Genomic DNA, 22,590 nt, shown 5'->3' on the forward strand with positions numbered 1-22,590 from the left:
CATGAGCAACCAATACCTGGAACTCAATCCCTGGCACAAGCGCCAAGCCGCCCTCATCCATCATTTCACCTCGATGGATTATCTGAAGGGATTGTTGCCGCAGATCGACAGCCTGCTGGCGCTGACCGACCAGATGCTCAATGAGCGATCGCATCTGGATACGGCGGGCAGAGCCTTGGCAGGTTGGAGCTCCCAAAATACGGCATCACACTTCGCGACGTACGCTTTTCCGGCGCTCATGGAGTTTCGTGAAGGCATCGTCAAGGACATAGCACTGCGCTCAATCGAGCAATACAGTGTCGCAGGCGAGCACCAATGTGCTCGCATGCTGGAGGAGTACGCCTACCAGATGGCCTGGGCGACGCCGGAGCAGGAAAAGCTGTTCCGTGACACCACCGAAAGCGTCTTCAGATATGCACGGGAGCTCTCCGGCATAGTCGCACGCCCCCCCGTCAAGAATGACTTCTCATTCTGGCTGCTCTGGAACAAGGGCGTGATCGACTCACATCGAATCCCAAAATTCCGTGTCCGCACAGATTTTGTCGTGCGAACCAATCAGGTTCCTCCGCGCACTGGTATCTACGTTGCCAAAGATGACCCCATAGCTTCACTTCAGTTTGCATGGACTGGTGGGTACGGACACCTTTGCCCAGCCATGGCCCCCAATGATGTTGGACGAGCCGTACTGCGGCAGTTCGGTCGAGAGCGACTGTGGGGCGATGCAGAAGGCCTGTATCGCTTCCTCGATGCAAACCGGCATCTGGATCCCTATGGATGGTCAGACATTCAGGCCGATCTGGTGAAGGTGGCTCCGTCAGTGATCGCCGGTTCGGCCTTCGATCTGAAGGATTGCGACTGGTATTTTGTCGAACCCATCGCCGATGAATTCGAGGAAATCGACGGCAGCTACACCGGCACCGATCAGCCGGATCTCCGACCGGACCGAGTCGCCGCCGGCAAGCGGGTGCCTGTGGCCGGCTGGTGGTACACGCCCGCGCAAGGTGGTCGGCGCTTCTTCAAGCAAGGCGATGTGTTCCCCGCCATCAACAGCGACTGGGGTGACACCTTCTGGATCTGGGCGCCAGACCAGACGCCGCCGGCATTGGGTTGAAGAGCATTTCATGACCTGCCCTTTCCGGAGTTGCACCATCAGAAGCATGCCCGCCCCATGGAATTGACGCCCTGGCACAAGCGCCAAGCCGCCCTCATCCATCATTTCACCTCGATGGATTATCTGAAGGGATTGTTGCCGCAGATCGACAGCCTGCTAGCCATGACCGACCAGATACTTGATGAGCGCTCGCATCTGGATACAGCTGGCAGAGCCTTGGCGGGTTGGGAATCACAAGATACGGCATCGCATTTTTCGACGTATGCCTATCCTGCACTGATGGAGTTCCGGGAATGTGTGGTTGAAGACATAGCACTGCGCTCAATCGAGCGGTATCGAGGAGCAGGTGAACACCAATGTGCTCGCATGCTGGAGGAGTACGCCTACCAGATGACCTGGGCGACGCCGGAGCAGGAAAAGCTGTTCCGTGACACCACCGAAAGCGTCTTCAGATATGCACGGGAGCTCTCCGGCATAGTCGCACGCCCCCCCGTCAAGAATGACTTCTCATTCTGGCTGCTCTGGAACAAGGGCGTGATCGACTCACATCGAATCCCAAAATTCCGTGTCCGCACAGATTTTGTCGTGCGAACCAATCAGGTTCCTCCGCGCACTGGTATCTACGTTGCCAAAGATGACCCCATAGCTTCACTTCAGTTTGCATGGACTGGTGGGTACGGACACCTTTGCCCAGCCATGGCCCCCAATGATGTTGGACGAGCCGTACTGCGGCAGTTCGGTCGAGAGCGACTGTGGGGCGATGCAGAAGGCCTGTATCGCTTCCTCGATGCAAACCGGCATCTGGATCCCTATGGATGGTCAGACATTCAGGCCGATCTGGTGAAGGTGGCTCCGTCAGTGATCGCCGGTTCGGCCTTCGATCTGAAGGATTGCGACTGGTATTTTGTCGAACCCATTGCCGATGAATTCGAGGAAATCGACGGCAGCTACACCGGCACCGATCAGCCGGATCTCCGACCGGACCGAGTCGCCGCCGGCAAGCGGGTGCCTGTGGCCGGCTGGTGGTACACGCCCGCGCAAGGTGGTCGGCGCTTCTTCAAGCAAGGCGATGTGTTCCCCGCCATCAACAGCGACTGGGGTGACACCTTCTGGATCTGGGCTGCAGACCAGGCGCCGCCGCCAAAGCGCTGAGCCCATCACTGGTTGAGGGTTGTATCAATGGCGGCCCTTCCCCAAGGCAGCACGCTGTCCCACGCGCACGGCGCATGCACGCACCTACCCGCTGCTACGGCTTCACCGGCACAGACCCGGTGATGTGTTTCTCCAGTGCCTCGGCATCACTACCGGTCAACCCACTCAGGTTCATCGATTCAGCAAACGGTCCCTGCACCGTCGCCACCATCAGCACCCGGCCATCCACGCTGATCGCCATGCGCTGGCCGACCATCGCCGCTGTGCCATCGTGGATGCGCTGGTGCGCCTCGGGCCGATAGCGGATCTGCAGCGCCGTCTGGCCGTACTCATCCTGCACGGCGCGCACGTCAGCGATGTCCGCACTGCTGGCAAGTGGAGGCTCGCGCAGCGTCAGCTTCTCGTCCTGCCACTGTACCGGCACGCCCTTGCCGGCCGCATCGACCGCGCTCAGGCGCACATCCACGCCGGGCAGTGGCGGGCGGTCCGCTCCCACCCGCATGGCGGGCATCGCGCTGGGCATGCAGCCTGCCAGGGCCGTCGCCGCCCCCAACACCAGCGCAAGCAGAGCCCTCACTTCAGCTTCCGCAGCTTGAACGCCACCAGCACCTGCAGCAGCCCATACAGCAGGCTGCCGATGCCGATCCACAGCGTGGTCACCGCCACGCCCGCATAGGGGTTGGCCGCAAACAGCAGGCCCAGCACCACTGCCAGCACGCCACTAAGAATCAGCAGCCACTCGCCCTGAATCTGCTTGCGCACGCGGATCGCGAACACGATGCGATAGATGCCGGCCACCAGCAGCCACGCCGCCAGGAACAGCACCAGCACGCTGGCGGTGGCCAGCGGATTGATCACCGCCAGGATGCCGAAACCCAGCGAAGCGATGGCATACAGCGCCAGCCAGCCACGGGAAGCGCCACTGCCGCCGCTGATCAGTGCGAATAGACTGATGACGCCCTCAACGATGGCGACTACACCCAGCGTCCACGCCAGTGCCATCGCCGCCGACAGCGGCCAGCCGATGGCGACAATGCCGAAGCCCAGCGCGACCAGCCCATACAACAGCAGGATCCACCAGCTACGGCCGACCGCCGACAACAAGGGAGACAAGGGGGAATTCATGGCCACTCCTTCGATCCGGAACCTGACGCATCCTAGCCCCTGTCGATGAAGGGAGCGATCACGGCACCCGCGCGCATACCCACACGCGCACCTCCGCAGCGCCGACCAGGCGCAGCGTCTCGGCGACCTCCATCACCGTGCTGCCGGTGGTCATCACGTCATCGACCACGGTCAGCCGCGTGGGCACCGGACCACGGATAGCAAACGCATCGAACAGATTTTCCCTGCGTTGTTCGGCCGTGCGTTCGGACTGCGGTGCGGTGTGGCGGCGCCGGTACAGCCCTTGCCAGACCGGCATCGGCAGCAACCGGCATAGCTCGCCCGCCTGGTTGTAGCCGCGCTGGCGCAACCGGCGATTGTGCAACGGAACCGGCACCAGTGGCGGACACCACCAGGGCGGCGGCGCGCGCTGCATCAGTTGCGCGAGCAGGCGTCCGGCTGCGAGATCCTGATGAAATTTGTAGCGCACCAGCAGCTGATCCACAGGCGGCAGGTACAGCAGGCTGGCATGCGTGGCGGCCTGTGGCGGTACCTCCTCGCGGCAGGTTCCGCAGACGATCAACGCGTTGTCGGGCAGCGGCAATGCGCAGCGCAGGCAGGCGCGGCCGGACCACGGAAGTTCGGCCAGGCATGCAGCGCAGAGGTCCAGCCCATCGTGGCCCGGGTCACCGCAGACCAGGCAGCGGAGCGGTAGCAGCACACGAAGTGCAGCCTGCACGTGGCGGACTGGGTTGAAGAAGGCAGACATGCACTTCAGCATGTCGCCGCCGTCAGCGCGTTGCCATCGGGGGCGCCCTCAACGACCCGTAGGCATTTTCATCGTCCACATTCTGCCCCGATCACTTCACCGCGTTGGCGCAGGCTTCGCATCCACCCGAGTGCGATACACCATGTACGGCGTCTGCCGCCGATCCGCGCCGCCATTGAATCCGGCTTGCCGATGCAGCTGGTTGGCGGTGAAGTACAGATAGCCATCGGGCCCCATCGACAAGGTATCCGGCCACAGGATGCGCGGGTCGTGCACCACAGTCGTCCAGCGCCCCTGCGCATCGCGGGCATGGATGGCGTTGTGCTCGTAGTCGCTCGCATACAGCCGGCCGTTGGCGTCCATCTCCATACCATCGGACGCGCCCTTGTCGCCGAGGTCGACCACGGCCGCAGCCAGCGCCGCCTCACTTACCTTGGGGTCGCGCAGCAAGGCGGTGGGCACGCTGTACAGATGGCGACTGGACAACGGGGTATAGAACAGCGTCGCGCCATCCGGCGACAACGCAATGCCATCGGCAGCCACGGTGAACGGCTGCGTGGAACCATCCGCGTTGCGCAGCCGCATCTGCTGTCCTTCCACGATCGGTACGAATGCCTGATCGGCCGATGTGGACACATGGCCGATCAGGCGCTTGGACGCGGCGCCGGTAGCGAGGTCGATCACGATGATGCCGCCGATGCCGCTCAGCGACGAGTCGGTCACGTAGGCCACGCCCTCGCGACCGACACGGAAATCGAAGCGCACATCGTTGACGTAGGTGCGCGCGTCGATGACGTTGGCCGGGAACACCAGCGTTCTGGCCACGGTATTGGTGGCCAGATCGATCGCCACCAGCTTGGCGCCGCCGGCCTGAGGTGCAGAGAACCCGGGCGCGGCGGTGTCCAGCACCCACAACCGACCCTGGCCATCGGCCACCACACTCTGCACGCTGATGAAGTGGGCCGCCGGATCGGGACCGTCCTTGCGGTTGATGCGCGCATCCGGATAGGGCACGGCGCGGCCGTCGCGCCATTCGGCCACGCTGTAAGGCACCTCATCGCCCCAGCGCGGGAAGTTGACAAAGATCCTCCCGGTCTCGGACACCGCCACGCTGGTGGGCATGGCGCCCTCGAAACGCGCCACCGGCTCGATGATGCCGATGCTACGATCGCTGGGCAGCACAGGCGTTCCTGCCAGCGCCAGCGCGGGGGAACTGGCCAGGGCCAGCACGGCAGCCGCCAGGCGGCGGATACTGCAGTTGATCATGGTTGCTCTCGATGCAGGTCCGGGTGCAGCCCCGGCGTGGGTGCATCTTCAGCGGCGCACCTGGCATCGGGTAGACGGTGCAACGGGGAATCATCTTCACTGCAGGAGTGAAGATGAAAGGAAGATTGATCGCGTTGATCGAAGCAATGAATATCGTCTATCAGTTGCGTGCCTGCCTTGTGGCGAACCCGCTCAACACATCTCAATGGCTGCCAACGCGGTCTCGAACCTGTGCTGGCCTTCTTCACCCCACCAGGGAACGGTCATCACAGCACCCCGCTGCTGCAACTGGTGCAGAAGAAGCAGGAAGGCTTGTACCTCCCGCTCGCCCCACGACGGTCCCATGCGGTAGTCAAGCGTCAACCCATGGCGCATGACGAGCACACCCAGTTCTGGCAGAAGAACGCCGTCGCAGGCGATGTCTGCAAGACTGATATGGAAAGGCTCTACTTCGTCCTGGAGAACACGCCGCGCGTCGCCCGGCCCCATGAACGGCTGACCACGATCTTCCGCACCGAGCCAGAGCTGCACGCTTCCAGAAGCCGCGACGCGGGCACCGCAGGCAAACAGATAGGCGAACGCATCAGCCGTCCCGGCGGCTTCACAGCACGTGAGCTCCACTTCCGGGAGCGAACCATCATCGGTGACGAAGTAGCACCGTAACGGCGCCAACACCTCCTGCGGGAGGAACATTGCGACTCCTGGCTGCATTGCTCCTACTCATCTCCATTTTCACGCGAGTGGGAGGATCGCACAGCGGGCGCCTCGACAGCCACATCTCCAACCGTCTTCGGCACCATCAACAACTCCGCCAGCCCACGATAGATCGGCACCCGGCATACCAGCCCGGACACACCGCGGGCAATCAGCACCGTGGCCAGGATCGGCAACAGCAGATCACCGCTGTCGGTCAGCTCCAGCGAGATCACCGCCGAGGTCAGCGGCGCCTGGGTGACACCGGTCAGGTAGGCGCACATGCCCAGCAGCACGAACGCGCGCGGGTCCACGCCCGGCATCAGCACTGCCAGGTTGTGGCCCAGGCCGGCGCCGACCGCCAACGCGGGCGAGAACAGGCCACCGGGAATGCCCGCCACGTAGGACGCCAGATTGGCCAGCAGCTTCATCAGCCCGAATTCGTGGCCGACCATCGCCTGGCCCTGCACCAGGCTGCGCGCCTGCTCATAACCGGTACCGAACGCGCCTTCACCGAAGACCAGCGCCAGCAGCACCACCACCAGGCCGCATCCGGCGGCCAGCAGCACCGGATGCCGTTGCCGCAGCTGGCCCAGCCAACGCGGACGCCCCGCCGCACTGGCCAGCACCGCACGCGCGAACACTCCGCCCAGCAATCCGGCCACCACGCCGCACAGCAGGATCGCCAGCCAGCCCTGGCCCAGCGGCAGGCGTGCGCTCACATGACCGAAGTAGGTGTAATTGCCCAGCAGGCCAAGCGACACCACGCCACCGACGATCACCGCGGTCAGCAGGGTGCCGGAGAAGCGATGCTCGAAACGGCCGCTGAGCTCCTCGATGGCGAAAACGATACCGGCCAGCGGCGTGTTGAACGCCGCCGCGATGCCGGCAGCACCACCGGCCAGCAGGAAGTGCGAGAGCTCGCGTGGGTCCTTGAAGCCGAACCAGCGGCCGAACAGGTACATCAGGCTGGCACCCACATGCACCGTCGGGCCTTCACGGCCAACGGACGCGCCGCCGAGCAGCGACAACGAGGTCAGCAGTAGCTTGCCCGCCGAGACCGCGGGCGAAAGATTGGTCCTGCGGAACGACTCATCCGGCTTGTCCAACGCGGCAATGACCTGCGGAATGCCGCTGCCGCGCGTGGGCTTCAGCACGCCACTGGTCAGCCAGGCCAGCAACGCGAAGATGCCAGGCGTGAGCAGCAGGGCCCACCACGGCGAGTGCGAGGTGATGCGCTGGAACAGATGGAAGGCGGCGTCGCTGGCCTTGGCGAACAGGATCGCCACCAGTGCCACGGCCACGGCGCCGCCCCAGAGTGCGGCGCGGCGGCGCCAGGCCTCGCTGAGGACCAGCGCGGTGATACGGCCGCGGAGGCGGTAAAGATCAATCATGCAGGGCAGTCTGGACGCTGCGAAGGCTGGCGGACAGCGGCCACTGTGGCTGAAGGCCTTGCAGGATGCGGTGAAATGCACTGGTGCTGCGGAGAAACGCACCCGAAACCCGGACAGATGCAACAATCTGCAACGCCGATGTTCAGATCGCCAAACGATGCAGAACGTGGGTCAGCTCCAGCTGCGAACAGCCCCGGTCCGGCAGTACCCCATCCTCGCCGGGCGCACCCACCTCGAACCCTTCCTCGACGTCCTCGTAGTACAGCAACCCGTCAGGCAGTTGTGCGACCACCCACACCGACTCGATGGTGCCCAGCCTGTGCAGTGGCATTGCACGCAATGGCACACGCAGCGTTTCGAAGATGGCTCGGTGCCCCGGTGAGCAGTCCTGCAATTGCCGCGCGATCAGAGCTTCCAGCTCTTCGCGGGTGATCGGCAACCAGCTGTCGAGAGAGTCCATTGCAACGCGGCCCGATTGAATGTGCACGCCTGAGTGTATCGCCGGCGCAGCGCGCACCGCCTCCTTCCGGATCAGTTTCAACGCGTGTCCCAGCTGCGCGTACCGGCCACTGTAAACTATATTTAATACATTTCGGTTGACAGTCCCGGTGCGCCCACCCACACTGCCGCCCTCGCTCCACTCGTACCCAAGGTCCCGCCATGGCTGCTGCCATCCGCCACGACTGGCAACACGACGAACTGCAGGCGCTGTTCGATCTGCCGTTCCCTGAGCTGCTGTTCCGCGCCGCAGCGGTCCACAGCGACCATTTCGACCCATCGCAGGTACAGGTTTCCACGCTGCTGTCGGTGAAGACCGGCGGGTGCCCGGAGGACTGCGCGTACTGCCCGCAGGCGCAGCGCTACAGCACCGGGGTGAACGCACAGAAGTTGATGGACACCGACGCGGTGCTGGCCAAGGCACGCCAGGCCAAGGCCGCCGGTGCGTCGCGTTTCTGCATGGGCGCCGCATGGCGTTCGCCGAAGGACCGCGACATCCCGAAGGTGGCGGCGATGATCGCCGGGGTGAAGGCATTGGGCCTGGAGACCTGCGCCACGCTGGGCATGCTCAGTGGCGAACAGGCGCGTGCGCTGAAGGATGCCGGCCTGGACTACTACAACCACAACCTCGACACCGCGCCGGACTACTACGATTCGATCATCCACACACGCCAGTACCAGGACCGCCTGGATACGCTGGAGCACGTGCGCGACGCCGGCCTGAAAACCTGCTGCGGCGGCATCGTCGGCATGGGCGAGACGCGCGCGCAGCGGGTCGGCCTGCTGCTGGCGCTGGCCACGCTGCCGGCCCATCCCGATTCAGTGCCGATCAACAAGCTGGTGCAGGTGGCGGGTACACCGCTGCACGGCAGTGCCGAGCTGGACCCGTTCGAGTTCGTGCGCATGATCGCCGTGGCGCGCATCGCCATGCCGCGCTCGATGGTGCGGCTGTCGGCCGGGCGTGAGGCCATGAGCGACGAACTGCAGGCGCTGTGCTTCATTGCCGGTGCCAATTCGATCTTCTACGGCGACAAGCTGCTGACCACCGGCAACCCGGAGAGCGAGCGCGACCTGGCCCTGTTCGCGCGGCTGGGGCTGCAGCCGATGGCGGTGCAGGTGGATGCCGAGGGCCACGACCACGGTGGCACCGTGCACGCCGACATCAGCGCCGATGCTCCCGGCTGCGGCTGCGCTCACGCGGCCTGAGACGGGATGCAGGCAGGCGTCGCGGCAACGCGCTACCCTAGCCGCCCCGTCGCCGCATTCAGCCGCCATGGCCCGCCCCGACCTGACCGCTCGCCTTCATGCCCAGCGCGCCCTGCGCGATGCCCAGGGGCGTCGCCGCCCGCGACGCACGGTCAGCCGTCGTGATGGTGTGCGCCTGGAAGTGGACGGCCAGTGGCTGACCGGCTTCTGCAGCAACGACTACCTCGGCCTGGCCCAGCAGTTCAGCGTGGTCAACGCGCTGCAGGATGCCGCCGCGCGCGAGGGCGCTGGCGCCGGTGCCTCGCACCTGGTGTGCGGCCACCACGCAATGCACGATGCGCTGGAGCGCGAAGTGGCCGACTGGCTCGGCTACCCGCGTGCACTGCTGTTCGGCAGTGGCTTCGCCGCCAACCTGGCGGTGCAGCAGGCGCTGCTGAGCGAAGAGAACGATGTGTGCGTGCAGGACAGGCTCAACCATGCCAGCCTGCTGGATGCGACCCGGCTTGCCGGCGCGCGCCTGCGCCGCTATCCGCATCTGGATGCGGAAGGTGCGATGCGTCAGCTCAAGCATGCGCCCGATGGCGCGGCGATGCTGGCCACCGATGGTGTCTTCAGCATGGATGGCGACATCGCCCCATTGCGTGCACTGTCGCTGGTGGCACGACTGCAGCAGGCGCTGTTCTACGTCGATGACGCGCACGGCGTAGGCGTGGTCGGTGATGGCCGTGGCGCGGTCGCGGCGGCCGGACTGGGCGTGGACGATGTGCCGCTGCAGCTGGTCACGCTGGGCAAGGCGCTGGGTGGTTCCGGCGCCCTGGTGCTGGGCCGCGACGACCTGATCGAGCATCTGGCCGAAACCGCACGCCCCTATATCTACACCACCGCCGTACCACCGGCGATGGCGGCGGCGGCACTGGAAGCGGTGCGCCTGGCACGCCGCGACCACTGGCGCCGCTCCAAACTGGCTGATCTGATCGCGCTGTTCCGCAGCGAAGCGCGTCGCCACGGACTGGACCTGATGGCCTCGGAGACCCCGATCCAACCGTTGCTGTGTGGCGACGACCACTCGGCCGTGGCGATGTCGCGGGCGCTGGAACAGGCCGGCTGGCTGGTCGGCGCGATCCGACCGCCGACGGTACCGGAAGGCAAGGCGCGGCTGCGCGTCACCCTGTCCGCACTGCACTCGCCGGACCAGGTGCGCGGCCTGGTCGACGCCATCGCCAGCGCGCGCGACCACGTGACCCTGGCCGCACGTGAGAGCGCCCCGCCACCGCTGCCCGCCTTTGCCTGAGTTCCGCGTCGTTGCCCATGCATATTGAAGTGACCGGCCGTGGGCCGGACCTGGTTCTGATCCATGGCTGGGCCCTGCAGGGCGGTGTGTTCGCACCGCTGGTGCAGCGCCTGGCGGACCGGTTCACCCTGCATCGGGTCGATCTGCCCGGCCACGGCCATAGCCGCGACGACACCACGCCGCTGCGCCTGCCGTTCGTGGTCAACGCCATTGCCGCGGCCACGCCGCCGGCGGTGTGGTGCGGCTGGTCGCTGGGCGGGCTGTTCGCACTGCATGCGGCAGCGACGCTGCCGAAGGTGCGCGGGCTGGCGATGATCGCGGCCACGCCGCGTTTCGTGCGTGGCGAGGACTGGCCGCATGCGGTGGAACCGGCGGTGTTCGAGCAGTTCGGGCGTGAGCTGGCCACCGACTTCGGCGGCACCCTGGAACGCTTCCTGGCACTGGACGTGATGGGCTCGGCGCACGCCCGCGAGGAGCTGCGCACGCTGCGCCAGCGCCTGGTCGAGCGCGGTGCGCCCACCGAACGTGCGCTGCTGGAAGGCCTGCGCCTGCTGGAAAACACCGACCTGCGCGGCGCACTGCCGACCCTGGGCAAACCCAGCCTGTGGATCGCCGGCCAGCGCGACCGCCTGGTGTCGCCGGCCGCGATGCAGGCCGCTGCGGCGCTGGCCCCGCAGAGTCAGGCGTTGACCGTTGCCCATGGCGGCCATGCGCCGTTCCTCGGCCATGCCGACGAGGTCGCCGCTGCCCTGCAACACTTCGTTGCCGGCCTGTCACCGGCCGATGGCGGACAATGAGCGCCTTCCGAACCGCGCAGGACTGACGCATGGATCTGGGTATCAACGGCCACTGGGCACTGGTCTGCGGCGCAAGCAAGGGGTTGGGCCTGGGCTGCGCGCGTGCGCTGGTGCGCGAGGGCGTCAACGTGGTGATCGTGGCCCGTGGCGAGGCGGCGCTGCAGCACGCGGCCGAGGAGCTGCGCGCCCTGCCCGGCGCTGCGGATGTCCGCGCGGTCGCCGCCGATGTCACCACCGAGGCCGGTCGCGCTGCGGCACTGGCCGCGTGCCCGCAGGTGGACATCCTGGTCACCAATGCCGGTGGCCCGCCGCCCGGTGATTTCCGCAACTTCGAGCGCGATGACTGGATCGCCGCGCTGGACGCCAACATGCTGGCGCCGATCGCACTGATCCGCGCCACCGTGGACGCGATGATCGATCGCGGCTTCGGCCGCATCGTCAACATCACCTCCTCGGCGGTGAAGGCCCCGATCGACATCCTGGCGCTGTCCAACGGCGCGCGCAGTGGCCTGACCGGCTTCGTCGCCGGCCTGTCGCGCCGCACCGTGGCCCACAACGTCACCATCAACAACCTGCTGCCCGGCCAGTTCGACACCGACCGCCTGCGCGCCAACTTCGCCCACAGTGCGGGCAAGGATGGCGACGCCGGCGAAGTGGCCGAGCGCCGCCGCCAGCAGATTCCCGCCGGCCGCTTCGGCACGCCGGATGAATTCGGCGCCGCCTGCGCCTTCCTGTGCAGCGCACAGGCCGGTTACCTCACCGGGCAGAACCTGCTGATCGACGGCGGCGCCTACCCCGGTACGTTCTAAGAGACTTTCGCAATGCCGTCCCACTTCGATGCCCGCCACGTCCGCCGCGCGTTCGCCCGCGCTGCCAACAGCTACGACGCCGCCGCCGCCCTGCAGCGCGAGGTGCAGTCGCGGCTGATCGAGTCGCTGGACTACCTGGAGGCACGCAAGCCCGAGGTGGTGCTGGACATCGGCGCCGGTACCGGCCACGCCAGTGCACTGATGAAGAAGCGCTGGCCGAAGGCGCAGGTGATCGCGCTGGACGTGGCATTGCCGATGCTGGACCAGGCCAAGCGCCAGGCCGGCTGGTGGAAGCCGTTCCAGCGCCTGTGCGGCGATGCGGCCGCGCTGCCGCTGGCCGACAACAGCGTGGACGTGATCTTCAGCAACCTGTGCCTGCAGTGGGTGGACGACCTGCCCGCGGTGTTCGCCGGGTTCCGCCGCGTGCTCAAGCCCGGTGGCCTGCTGCTGTGCTCGACCTTCGGCCCGGAGACGCTGGTCGAACTCAATGAAGCCTTTGCCGCCGCCGATGATCGCCCGCACGTCAGCCGCTTCGCGCAGATTGCCCAGTTCGGCGATGCGCTGATGATGGCCGGCTTCCGCGACCCGGTGCTGGACCGCGACCTGTTCACCCTGACCTACGACGATTTGCCCTCGCTGATGCGCGAACTGCGCGCGATGGGTGCGACCAACGCGAGGACGGACCGCCGCCACACGCTGACCGGGCGTGGCCGTTTCGCTGCGGCCGCCGCCGCGTACGAGCCGATGCGCCGCGCCGACGGCAAGCTGCCGAGCAGCTGGGAAGTGATCTACGCCCACGCCTGGGCGCCGGACCCGGGTGCCCCGATCCGCGAAGGCGGGCATGACGTGGCTTCGGTACCGGTGTCGGCGATTCCGATCCGGCGCAAGCAGACCTGATCACGCGACCGCGAATCTGCTTTTGGTAGGTGCCAACCCTGGTTGGCACAACCCATCAGATCGCGGCGCCGCCGGCCGTGTGCCGACCAAGGTCGGCACCCACCAGAAGCAGGCAGCCGCTCAGGTATTGGCCGGCGAACTCAGCGGCGGGCGCACCAGGTCGCGGTGGAAGAAATAGATTTCCTGCACCAGGAAACGCCAGCTGGTATGGAAGCTGCGGAAGCGCGTGCTGGGCGTGGACGAGGCCAGTGCATCGATACCCAGCGCCTTGCTCAGGCGCAGCGCGCGCGCCATGTGCAGCGGGTCACTGACGATGATCACCCGGTGCAGGTTGCGCTGGTCCATCAACCGCTTGGCTTCGACCAGGTTCTGCACGGTGTTGCGCGAGGCGGTCTCGATCAGGATCGCGTCGTCCGGCACCCCGTGCTTGAGCGCATAACGCCGCGCCACCTGCGATTCGGAAAAGCGCGCGCCGGTGCCGCCATAGCCACCAGTGAAGATCAGCAGTGGCGCGTACTGGGCCTCATAGAGATCCAGGCCATGGCGGATGCGTTCTTCGAACACCGGCGACGGCTTGGCGTCATAGGCCGCTGCACCGAGCACGATGATGGCATCGGCCTTGGCCGCCTGGTCACGCTCACCCACCCAGACGATCCAGGCTGTCACACCCAGCAGCCAGATCACCAGCACCACGAACAGCCGCCACAACCAGCCCAGCAGGCCGGTGCGGTGCCGCTGCCGGTCACGGCTCAAGGCGTCCCCCAGCGCAGCGCTGGCAGGTCGACATTGCCACCGGACAACACCAGGCCCACGCGCAGCCCGGCAAACCGCTGCGGCTGCGCCAGCACCGCGGCCAGCACGGTCGCCGAGGAAGGCTCGACCACCTGCTTGAGCACGTCCCACAGCAGGCGCATCGCCGCCAGCGTGGCCGCGTCATCGACCACGATCACTTCCGCACCCGCCGCGCGCAGCAGCTCGAAGTTGGGCGCGCCGATCAGGGTGCGCAGGCCATCGCAGATCGTGTCCGGGGTGAAAGCCGCCTGGCGCTCGCCTGCGGCCAGCGAGCGTGCGGTGTCATCGGCGCCGGCCGGTTCGGCCAGCACCAGCCGGGTCTGCGGGCTGGCATGCTGCAGCGCCAGCGCGGTACCGCTGGCCAGGCCACCGCCGCCCACCGGTACCACCAGCACATCGAACGGGCCATCGCTGTGCAGCAGTTCCAGGGCCGCGGTGCCCTGCCCCGCCATCACTGCCGGATCTGCATAGGGGTGGACCAGGGTTGCGCCGGTATCGGCCTGCACCTTGGCGCAGGTGGCCTCACGGTCGGCGATGGTCGGCGGGCAGCGCCAGAGCGTGGCACCGTGCCGGGCGATGTTGGCCAGCTTGGCCGCCACCGCACCTTCGGGCACCACCACGTGGCAGGGAATGCCACGGGTGCGCGCGGCCAGGGCCAGCGCGGCGCCATGATTGCCGGAGGAATGGGTGACCACGCCGGCACGGGCGCGATCGGCATCGAGCGACCACACCGCGTTGCAGGCACCACGGAACTTGAATGCGCCGCCGCGCTGCAGGTGCTCGGCCTTGAACGCCAGCGGTGCGCCGGCCATCGCGTCAAGCGTGTGCGAGCGCAGCACCGGGGTCACGCTGGCATGCGGGGCGATCCTCGCGGCAGCAAGCAGGACATCGTCGGCGCGGGGCAACAGTGAATCGCTCATGACGCAAGATTAACGTATGCCCCCGCGCTGGCGACCGGGGCACACGTCATGCCAGCATGCAGCCCTTCACCTCCATTCATCCTGGCCAGCGGAATTAAGGGCCGATTCAATGCCCGCGCACGAAGCTGACTGCACACCCGTCCTCTGGGGGGACCCACCATGAAAATGCGCTTGATGCTTGCCGGTGGCCTGATGCTGGCCCTGACCGGCTGCGCCACCTACGACTATGTCGGCGGTGGCCGCGGCGGCGGCTACTACCACGGTGCGCCGTCGGTGGAGTACCGCTACCCGGCCGGCTATCCCTACAACTATGGTTACCCGTACTACGGCGGCTACGGCGGCTATTACGGCGGCTATGGCAATCCGTACTACTCGCGGCCGATCTACCGGCCGCCGCACAACCATCGGCCGCCGCCGCGCCCGCCTGGCAACGGTGGCGAGAACCGCCCGCCGCCGCCGTCGCGTCCGTCGTACAACGGTGGCTCGCCGTGGCGGAACATGGACTCGATGCGTCGCCCGCCGCAGTCCAGCGTGCAGCCATCGGCGCCCGCGCCGCAGGCCCGGCCAGCCCCGGCGCCGAGTGCGCCGAGGATGAACGGCTCCCCTTGGCGCAACATGGATCGTGCGACGCAGCGCACAGTTGAGCGCTGAACCATCTTGCATTTCACACGGTCCAAGCCGCACTCTACGCGGGCAGTGACGGCCCGCGTCACAATGTGACAAAAACGACACGGGCCGCCGCAAAAAGCTCTACGTCGATATCCGACAGGAACATCTGGATCCCCCCTGTTCCGGCCCTGTCGGATGTCGGCACCTCTGAAGGCAGACGGCCCCGCAATGCGGGGCCGTCTGTTTTGTTGGTCGCCAACCGGCGAGGGGCCCAGCGCCAGTAGATCCACGCCATGCGTGGATGGCGCCTTCCCGGCAGCCGCAAAAAAACAGGGCCGGACAGTCCCCCGACTGCCGGCCCCCTGCTTCCCCACCGTGCGCCTGTACCGGCCCCTGTTCCAATTCCGGTCACCGGCGCCTGCGGCGCCAGCCACGGTGGGTGCTATTGGGTTATCTGCAAAAATCCTGCCAACTTTAGGGCTGATTTCGACGCCGGCCGGCCGGCGCCGGCGCCGCGGCCCCGAATGGCGCTAAAATCGCCACCCCGGCGCCGCCCCGGCCGCGCCCGCCCCCAGCTGAACAGTCCCCATGAACCCGTCCTTCCATCGTTACGACGTCATCGTCATCGGCGGTGGCCACGCCGGCACCGAAGCCGCGCTGGCCGCGGCCCGTACCGGCGTGCGCACCCTGCTGCTGACCCACAACATCGAAACGGTGGGGGCGATGAGCTGCAACCCGGCCATCGGCGGCATCGGCAAGGGCCACCTGGTCAAGGAGATCGACGCCCTCGGCGGCGCGATGGCGCATGCCGCCGACCGCGCCGGCATCCAGTGGCGCACGCTCAACGCCTCCAAGGGTCCGGCCGTGCGCGCCACCCGCTGCCAGGCCGACCGTAACCTGTACCGCATGGCGATCCGCGCCATCGTCGAAGGCCAGGCCAACCTGACCGTGTTCCAGGCCGCCGTCGATGACCTGGTCATCGAAGGTGACGCCGTGCGCGGGGTCATCACCCAGACCGGCCTGCGCTTCGACGCCGAGGCCGTGGTGCTGACCGCCGGCACCTTCCTGGCCGGCAAGATCCATGTCGGCCCGACCCAGTACGCCGCCGGCCGCATGGGCGACCCGCCGGCCACCACGCTGGCCGCGCGCCTGCGCGAGCGCCCGTTCCAGGTGGACCGCCTGAAGACCGGCACGCCGCCACGCATCGACGGCCGCTCGCTGGACTACAGCGTGATGGACGAGCAGCCCGGCGACACGCCGCGCCCGGTGATGTCCTTCCTCGGCTCGGTGGACGAGCATCCGCAGCAGGTCAGCTGCTGGATCACCCACACCACCGAACAGACCCACCAGATCATCCGCGACGCGCTGCACCGCTCGCCGCTGTACAGCGGCCAGATCGAGGGCATCGGCCCGCGCTACTGCCCCTCCATCGAGGACAAGGTGGTGCGCTTTGCCGAGAAGGCCAGCCACCAGATCTTCGTCGAGCCCGAGGGCCTGGGCATCGTCGAGATCTACCCCAACGGTATCTCCACCTCGCTGCCGTTCGACGTGCAGCTGGAGATGGTGCGCAGCATCCGCGGCTTCAGCAACGCGCACATCACCCGCCCCGGCTACGCGATCGAGTACGACTTCTTCGATCCGCGCGGCCTGAAGGCCTCGCTGGAAACCAAGCTGGTGAACGGGCTGTTCTTCGCCGGCCAGATCAACGGCACCACCGGCTATGAAGAAGCCGCTGCACAGGGCCTGCTGGCCGGCCTCAACGCCGCACGCCAGGTGCGCGGGCTGGACGGCTGGTGCCCGCGCCGCGACGAGGCCTACCTGGGCGTGCTGGTGGATGACCTGATCACCCACGGCACCAACGAGCCGTACCGCATGTTCACCAGCCGCGCCGAGTACCGCCTGCAGCTGCGCGAGGACAACGCCGACCAGCGCCTGACGCCGGCCGGCCGCGAGATGGGGCTGGTCGACGACCGCCGCTGGAACGCGTTCGAGACCAAGCAGGCCGCGGTTGCCGCCGAGCGCGCACGCCTGGGCGCACTGTGGGCGACCCCGGCCAATGCGCTGGGCCGCGAAGTGCAGGACACGCTTGGCGTGGCGGTCAGCCGCGAAACCAACGTGCTGGACCTGATCAAGCGCCCGGAGCTGGACTACGCGCAGCTGATGCAGGTGCCGTCGCTGGGCCCGGCCGTGGCCGACGGCAAGGTGGCCGAGCAGGTGGAGATCGGCGTGAAGTACGCCGGCTACCTGGACCGCCAGCGCGAGGAGATCGAGCGCCAGCAGCGGCATGAAGCCACGCCGATTGCCGAAGCCTTCGATTACGCCACGGTGCGTGGGCTGTCGGCCGAAGCACTGCAGAAGCTGGAGCGCGTGCGGCCGCAGACCATCGGCCAGGCGCAGCGCATCCCGGGCATGACCCCAGCGGCGATCTCGCTGCTGCTGGTGCACCTGGAACGCGCCCGCCGCGGCCGTGTGGCGTAGGCAGCACCCTCCGCTTCTGGTGGGTGCCGACCTTGGTCGGCACATGACTCTGCCCTGGTGGGTGCCGACCTTGGTCGGCACGAATCATCTGATCGCGATGCTGCATGCCTTTGTGCCGACCAAGGTCGGCACCTACCAAGGCCTCCCGCCCCGGTAGATCCACGCCATGCGTGGATGAAGGCATTCGTGCCGACCAAGGTCGGCACCCACCGGAGCGGAAGACGCACACACCCGCGCTAGCGCGTTATCGCGCGTCGGCGCCCCCGCCCAGCACCTTGAACAACGTCACCCGGTTGCCCGCCTCCTGCTGCTGCAGGGCGATCAGGTCCTGCTGCGCGGCATACAGGCTGCGCTGCGCATCCAGCGCCTGCAGGTAGCCGTCCAACCCGGTGCGGTAGCGCGCATCGGCCAGCGTGTAGCTGCGCTGGCTGGCGGCCACCAGCGCGCGCTGCGCGTCCATCTGCGTGGCCAGGTGATCGCGCGTGGCCAGCGCATCGGCCACTTCGCTGAAGGCCTGCTGGATCGCCTTCTCGTACTGCGCGATGCCGATGTCCTTGCCGATCTTCGAGGCATCCAGCGAAGCCTTCAATGCACCCGCGTGGAAGATCGGTGCGGTGATGCTGGGTGCGAACGACCAGCCGCGGGTGCCGGCCGAGAACAGCGTCGACAACGCGGTGGAGCTGTGGCCGTAGTTGGCGGTCAGGGTCAGCGTCGGGAAGAACGCAGCGCGCGCCGCTCCGATATCAGCATTGGCCGCCTGCAGCGCGTGTTCGGCGGAAAGCACGTCCGGGCGCTGCAGCAGCACGCTCGACGGCAGATTGGCCGGCAACGGTGCCAGTGCCACGCTGCCATCCAGTACGTGCGCGCTGGGCAGCAGCGCGGCATCCAGCGGTGCCCCTACCAGCAACTGCAGCGCATCACGATCCTGCGCCTGCTGGGTCTGCAACCTGGCGAGTGCGCCGCGCGCAGCCTCCACGCTGGTCTGCACCTGCGACAGGTCCAGGCCCGAGGCCAGCCCCTGTGCATGACGGGCCTCGGTGCGCTGCAGGGTCTGCTGCTGGCTGTCCAGGGTCTGTTGCGTGAATGCCAGCGACTGCCCATCGGCGGCCAGTGCCAGCCACGCCGTCGCCACTTCGGCCACCAGGCTGGTGCGCGCCGCACGCTGGTTCTCTGCGCTGGCCAGCCAGTTCTGCAGCGCCTCGTTGTTCAAGCTGCGGATGCGCCCGAACAGGTCCAGCTCCCAGCTGCTGATGCCGACCTGCACGGCATCGGACTCGGTTATCTGGGTGGTCTCACTGTTGGCATCGCTCACGCGCGAGCGGGTGACGCTGCCACTGGCGTCCACCGACGGCAGCCATGCTGCACGCTGGATACGGTACTGCGCCCGTTCCTTTTCGACCTGCAGCACCGCCACGCGCAGGTCGCGGTTGTTCTGCAGCGCCAGTGCGATCACCTGCTGCAGGCGCGGCTCCACGAACACCTCGCGCCAGGCCGGCATCGCCAACGCCGGGGCGCTCTCATCCGTTGCGGCATTGCCGAACTGCGCCGCCACCGGTGCCTCGGGGCGCTGGTAGCGCGGCGCCATGCTCACGCAGCCGCCCAGCACGGTCGTCATGGTGGCGGCCGCCAGGGCGCGCAGCAGCATCGGCTTCATGGGCTTGCCTCCGGGGCAGTGGCTTCGGCCGGCGCGCGGCCCGGGAACAGGCGGCGCACCAGCAGGTAGAACAACGGCACGAAGAACATGCCCAGCACCATCGAGGCGACCGTACCGCCGGCCACGCCGGTACCCAGCGAACGGCGCGCGGCCGAGCCGGCACCGGTGGCGAACACCAGCGGCAGCACGCCCATCAGGAACGCCAGCGAGGTCATCACGATCGGCCGCAGCCGCAGGTAGACCGCCTGCAGGATCGCCTCGCGGGTGGTCTTGCCCTGCTGTTCGAGGATGCGCGCGAACTCGACGATCAGGATGCCGTTCTTCGCCGCCAATCCAATCGTGGTCAGCAGGCCGACCTGGAAGTACACGTCGTTGTTGAGGCCGCGCAGGTTCATCATCAGTACCGCACCGAACACGCCCACCGGTACCGCCAGCATCACCGCGAACGGTACCGCCCAGCTTTCATACAGCGCGGCCAGGCACAGGAACACGAACAGCAGCGAGATGGCATACAGCATCGGCGCCTGGTTGCCCGACAGCTGTTCCTGGTAGGCCATGTCCGACCAGGCATGGCTGAAGCCCTCCGGCAAGGTGTCGGCCAGGCGCGCGATCTCGGCCATCGCCTCGCCGGAGCTGACACCCGGCGCTGGCTGGCCGGTGATTTCCATCGCCGACACACCGTTGTAGCGCTGCAGTGCAGCCGGTGCGCTGGTCCAATGCGTGCTGATCAGCGACGACAGCGGCACCATCTGCCCGGCCTGGTTGCGCACGCTCCAGCGCTCGATGTCCTGCGGCTGCATGCGTGCTTCCGCCGTGCCCTGGATGAACACCTTCTTGATGCGACCCTTGTAGATGAAGTTGTTGACGAAATCGCCGCCCAGCGCGGCATTCAAGGTGTCATTGACGTCCTGCGGATTCACGCCCATGGCCTGTGCCTTGGCATCGTCCACCTTCACCGCGTACACCGGCGCGTCCTCCAGGCTGGCGTAGCGCACGTTGACCAGCTTCGGATCCCTGGCAGCCTCCTTCAGCAGCGTGTTGCGTGCGGCCACGGCGGCGGCATGGCCGGCACCGCCCTCGTCCTGCAGTTCCAGGGTGAAGCCGCCGGCATCGCCGAGGCCGAGGATGGCCGGCGGCGAGGTGATGAACACCTGTGCATCGGGCACGCTGGCCATGGCCGCGGTCAAGCGCGCGGCGATGGTATCGGCATCGTCCTTGCGGTCGTCCCAGTCCTTCAGGCGGATGAAGGCTTGGCCGACGTTCTGGCCGCTGCCGGTGACACTGAAACCAGCGGTGGCCTGGATCGAGAGCACGCTGTCGTCCTTCACTGCGGCGGCACTGAGGCGATCCATCACTGCACGGGTCTGCTCCAGGGTGGACCCGGCCGGCAGCTTCACCAACGCATTGAGCATGCCCTGGTCTTCATCGGGCAGGAACGCACCCGGCAGGTGCCACAGCAGCAAGCCGGTGACCACGCTCAGCACCAGGTAGAACACCACGCCCAGCGTGCGCCGGCCAAGAAAGCCATCCACACGACGGCGCAGCCCATTCGACGTGCGCTCGAAGCGATGGTTGAACCAGATGAAGAAATTGCCCAGCAGGCTCGGTTCGCCGCCGTGGTCGCCGTGCGGATGCCCGCCCTTGGGAATCTGGTGCAGGATGCTGCCGCACAGGGCCGGCGTAATGGTCATCGCCACCAGCACCGACAGGATCATCGCCGCAGCAATCGTCACCGAGAACTGCCGATAGATCACGCCGGTGACACCGCTGAAGAACGCCATCGGCAGGAACACTGCAGTCAACACCAGCACGATGCCGACCAGCGCGCCGGTAATCTGGCCCATGGCCTTCAGCGTGGCCGGCTTCGGGGCCAGCCCTTCGAAGGTCATCACCCGCTCCACGTTCTCCACCACCACGATGGCATCGTCCACCAGCAGGCCGATGGCCAGCACCAGCGCGAACATGGTCAGGGTGTTGATGGAATAGCCGAACGCGGCCAGCACGCCGAACGTACCCAGCAGCACCACCGGCACCGCGATGGTCGGGATCAGCGTGGCCCGCCAGTTCTGCAGGAACAGGTACATCACCAGCACCACCAGGATGATCGCCTCGATCAGGGTGATCACCACTTCCTTCAGCGAGATGGTCACGAACGGGGTGGTGGTGAAGGCCACGTGGGCGGTGTAGCCATGCGGCCAGTACTTCTGCAGCTGCTGAAGCCGTGCATCGATGGCCTTGGAGACGGCGATGGCATTGGCACCGGCATTGAGCTCGATGCCCAGCGAGGCTGACGGCTTGCCGTTGAAGGTACTGATGCTGTCGTAGCTCTCCGGCCCCAGGCCGATCGTTGCCACGTCGCCCAGGTGCACGACGCTGCCGTTGGCATCGGCCTTGAGCACCACCTGCGCGAACTGCTCGGGGGTGTGCAGGCGGCTGCGCGCGGTCACGGTCGCGTCCAGCTGCTGGCCCTTCAGTGCCGGCTGGCCCCCCAGCTCACCGGCCGACACGTCGGTGTTCTGCGCCTGCAGTGCGGTCTCGACATCCGACGGCATCAGTGCGTACTGGCGCATCTTTTCCGGGTCCAGCCAGATACGCATGGCGTATTCCTGGCCGATCGGCTGGATGTTGCCAACACCACTGACGCGGCTGATCTGGTCATCGATGCGCGCTTCCATGAAGTTGGCGACATCGAAGTTGTCCATGCTGCCGTCTTCGCTGGTGAACGACAGCACCTCGAAGATCGAACCACTGGACTTGGTGATGGTCAGGCCGTTCTGCTGCACCGCTTGCGGCAGCGTGGCCATCGCGGCCTGCAGCTGGTTCTGCACCTGCACCTGCGCCGTATCCGGATTGGTGCCAGTGGCGAACACCAGGTTGACCTGGGCCGAGCCATCGGAAGCACTGGTGGAGGTCATGTACATCAGGTGGTCCAGGCTCTGCTGGGACTGCTCGATGACCTGGGTGACCGCGTTTTCCACGGTCTGCGACGAAGCGCCGGTGTAGGTGGCGCGGATGGTGATGGTGGGCGGGGCGATCTGCGGGTAGCGGTCCACCGGCAGGATCAGGATCGCAAGCAGGCCGAGCAGGCTGACCGCGATGGCGATCACCCAGGCGAAGATCGGCCGGTCGATGAAGAAACGAACCATGCGC

Annotated in this window: 19 protein-coding genes and 1 pseudogene; 9 read left to right on the top strand and 11 right to left on the bottom strand. The window is 66.9% G+C overall.

Annotation, left to right across the window (positions count from 1 at the left end; translation table 11 throughout):
- The first annotated feature begins 1 nt into the window (after position 1).
- Both VN11_RS20480 and VN11_RS20485 read left to right on the top strand, forming a co-directional pair.
- The gene (locus tag VN11_RS20480; RefSeq protein WP_053451070.1) at positions 2-1,111 is read left to right on the top strand and encodes a hypothetical protein; all 1,110 of its coding nucleotides are present in this window, start codon (positions 2-4) and stop codon (positions 1,109-1,111) included.
- 57 nt (positions 1,112-1,168) lie between these two features.
- Positions 1,169-2,263, top strand: a complete 1,095-nt coding sequence (locus tag VN11_RS20485) for a hypothetical protein (protein ID WP_053451071.1) — start codon at positions 1,169-1,171, stop codon at positions 2,261-2,263.
- A gap of 94 nt (positions 2,264-2,357) precedes the next feature.
- Here the strand turns inward: VN11_RS20485 and VN11_RS20490 are convergent, their stop codons facing one another.
- The 7 genes and pseudogenes from VN11_RS20490 to VN11_RS20520 form a co-directional block, all read right to left on the bottom strand.
- Entirely contained in the window at positions 2,358-2,786 is a 429-nt protein-coding gene (locus VN11_RS20490) for a SecDF P1 head subdomain-containing protein (RefSeq protein WP_053451072.1), read from the bottom strand.
- 50 nt (positions 2,787-2,836) lie between these two features.
- Positions 2,837-3,388 (bottom strand): HdeD family acid-resistance protein, encoded by a 552-nt coding sequence (locus VN11_RS20495; protein ID WP_053451073.1) that lies wholly within the window; start codon positions 3,386-3,388, stop codon positions 2,837-2,839.
- 58 nt (positions 3,389-3,446) lie between these two features.
- Positions 3,447-4,136, bottom strand: coding sequence for a ComF family protein (locus VN11_RS20500; protein ID WP_053451396.1), 690 nt, complete (start codon positions 4,134-4,136; stop codon positions 3,447-3,449).
- Positions 4,137-4,232: 96 nt separating this feature from the next.
- A complete protein-coding gene (locus VN11_RS20505) occupies positions 4,233-5,402 on the bottom strand; it encodes an L-dopachrome tautomerase-related protein (RefSeq protein ID WP_053451074.1) in 1,170 nt (389 codons plus the stop codon).
- A gap of 192 nt (positions 5,403-5,594) precedes the next feature.
- Complete coding sequence (locus tag VN11_RS22630) at positions 5,595-6,095, bottom strand: hypothetical protein (protein ID WP_053451075.1); 501 nt, start codon at positions 6,093-6,095, stop codon at positions 5,595-5,597.
- A gap of 23 nt (positions 6,096-6,118) precedes the next feature.
- Positions 6,119-7,481, bottom strand: a pseudogene (locus VN11_RS20515) (chloride channel protein); the annotation flags it as partial.
- A 150-nt stretch (positions 7,482-7,631) separates the two neighbouring features.
- A complete protein-coding gene (locus tag VN11_RS20520) occupies positions 7,632-8,030 on the bottom strand; it encodes a hypothetical protein (protein WP_238581834.1) in 399 nt (132 codons plus the stop codon).
- 119 nt (positions 8,031-8,149) lie between these two features.
- Between VN11_RS20520 and bioB the strand changes: the two genes are divergently transcribed.
- From bioB to bioC, 5 genes are all read left to right on the top strand, one after another.
- A complete protein-coding gene (gene bioB / locus VN11_RS20525) occupies positions 8,150-9,193 on the top strand; it encodes a biotin synthase BioB (RefSeq protein WP_053451078.1) in 1,044 nt (347 codons plus the stop codon).
- Positions 9,194-9,260: 67 nt separating this feature from the next.
- Positions 9,261-10,484 (top strand): 8-amino-7-oxononanoate synthase, encoded by a 1,224-nt coding sequence (gene bioF / locus VN11_RS20530; RefSeq protein WP_053451079.1) that lies wholly within the window; start codon positions 9,261-9,263, stop codon positions 10,482-10,484.
- A 17-nt stretch (positions 10,485-10,501) separates the two neighbouring features.
- Positions 10,502-11,281, top strand: coding sequence for a pimeloyl-ACP methyl ester esterase BioH (gene bioH, locus VN11_RS20535; protein ID WP_053451080.1), 780 nt, complete (start codon positions 10,502-10,504; stop codon positions 11,279-11,281).
- Positions 11,282-11,310: 29 nt separating this feature from the next.
- On the top strand, positions 11,311-12,090 hold the full coding sequence (locus tag VN11_RS20540; protein ID WP_053451081.1) for an SDR family oxidoreductase: 780 nt from the start codon (positions 11,311-11,313) through the stop codon (positions 12,088-12,090).
- A gap of 12 nt (positions 12,091-12,102) precedes the next feature.
- Positions 12,103-12,987, top strand: a complete 885-nt coding sequence (gene bioC, locus VN11_RS20545; protein ID WP_053451082.1) for a malonyl-ACP O-methyltransferase BioC — start codon at positions 12,103-12,105, stop codon at positions 12,985-12,987.
- Between the two features lie 120 nt (positions 12,988-13,107).
- Here the strand turns inward: bioC and VN11_RS20550 are convergent, their stop codons facing one another.
- Positions 13,108-13,740 carry a YdcF family protein gene (locus tag VN11_RS20550; RefSeq protein WP_006475275.1) on the bottom strand — a complete coding sequence of 211 codons (633 nt, stop codon included), beginning with the start codon at positions 13,738-13,740 and terminating at the stop codon, positions 13,108-13,110.
- Positions 13,737-14,699 (bottom strand): pyridoxal-phosphate dependent enzyme, encoded by a 963-nt coding sequence (locus VN11_RS20555; RefSeq protein ID WP_053451083.1) that lies wholly within the window; start codon positions 14,697-14,699, stop codon positions 13,737-13,739. Before VN11_RS20555 ends, VN11_RS20550 begins: the two co-directional genes overlap by 4 nt.
- Before the next feature lie 159 nt (positions 14,700-14,858).
- On the opposite strand from VN11_RS20555, the gene VN11_RS20560 reads away from it, so the two are divergent.
- Positions 14,859-15,350, top strand: a complete 492-nt coding sequence (locus tag VN11_RS20560) for a hypothetical protein (RefSeq protein WP_053451084.1) — start codon at positions 14,859-14,861, stop codon at positions 15,348-15,350.
- Between the two features lie 546 nt (positions 15,351-15,896).
- Positions 15,897-17,786 carry a tRNA uridine-5-carboxymethylaminomethyl(34) synthesis enzyme MnmG gene (gene mnmG / locus VN11_RS20565; protein WP_053451085.1) on the top strand — a complete coding sequence of 630 codons (1,890 nt, stop codon included), beginning with the start codon at positions 15,897-15,899 and terminating at the stop codon, positions 17,784-17,786.
- Positions 17,787-18,030: 244 nt separating this feature from the next.
- Here mnmG and smeC read toward each other — a convergent pair whose 3' ends face one another.
- Together smeC and smeB are read right to left on the bottom strand one after the other, a co-directional pair.
- On the bottom strand, positions 18,031-19,440 hold the full coding sequence (gene smeC, locus VN11_RS20570; RefSeq protein ID WP_053451086.1) for a multidrug efflux transporter outer membrane subunit SmeC: 1,410 nt from the start codon (positions 19,438-19,440) through the stop codon (positions 18,031-18,033).
- Complete coding sequence (smeB, locus tag VN11_RS20575) at positions 19,437-22,586, bottom strand: multidrug efflux RND transporter permease subunit SmeB (protein ID WP_053451087.1); 3,150 nt, start codon at positions 22,584-22,586, stop codon at positions 19,437-19,439. Before smeB ends, smeC begins: the two co-directional genes overlap by 4 nt.
- Positions 22,587-22,590: the final 4 nt, after the last annotated feature.

The sequence above is a fragment of the Stenotrophomonas maltophilia genome (assembly GCF_001274595.1).
Classification (GTDB): domain Bacteria; phylum Pseudomonadota; class Gammaproteobacteria; order Xanthomonadales; family Xanthomonadaceae; genus Stenotrophomonas; species Stenotrophomonas forensis.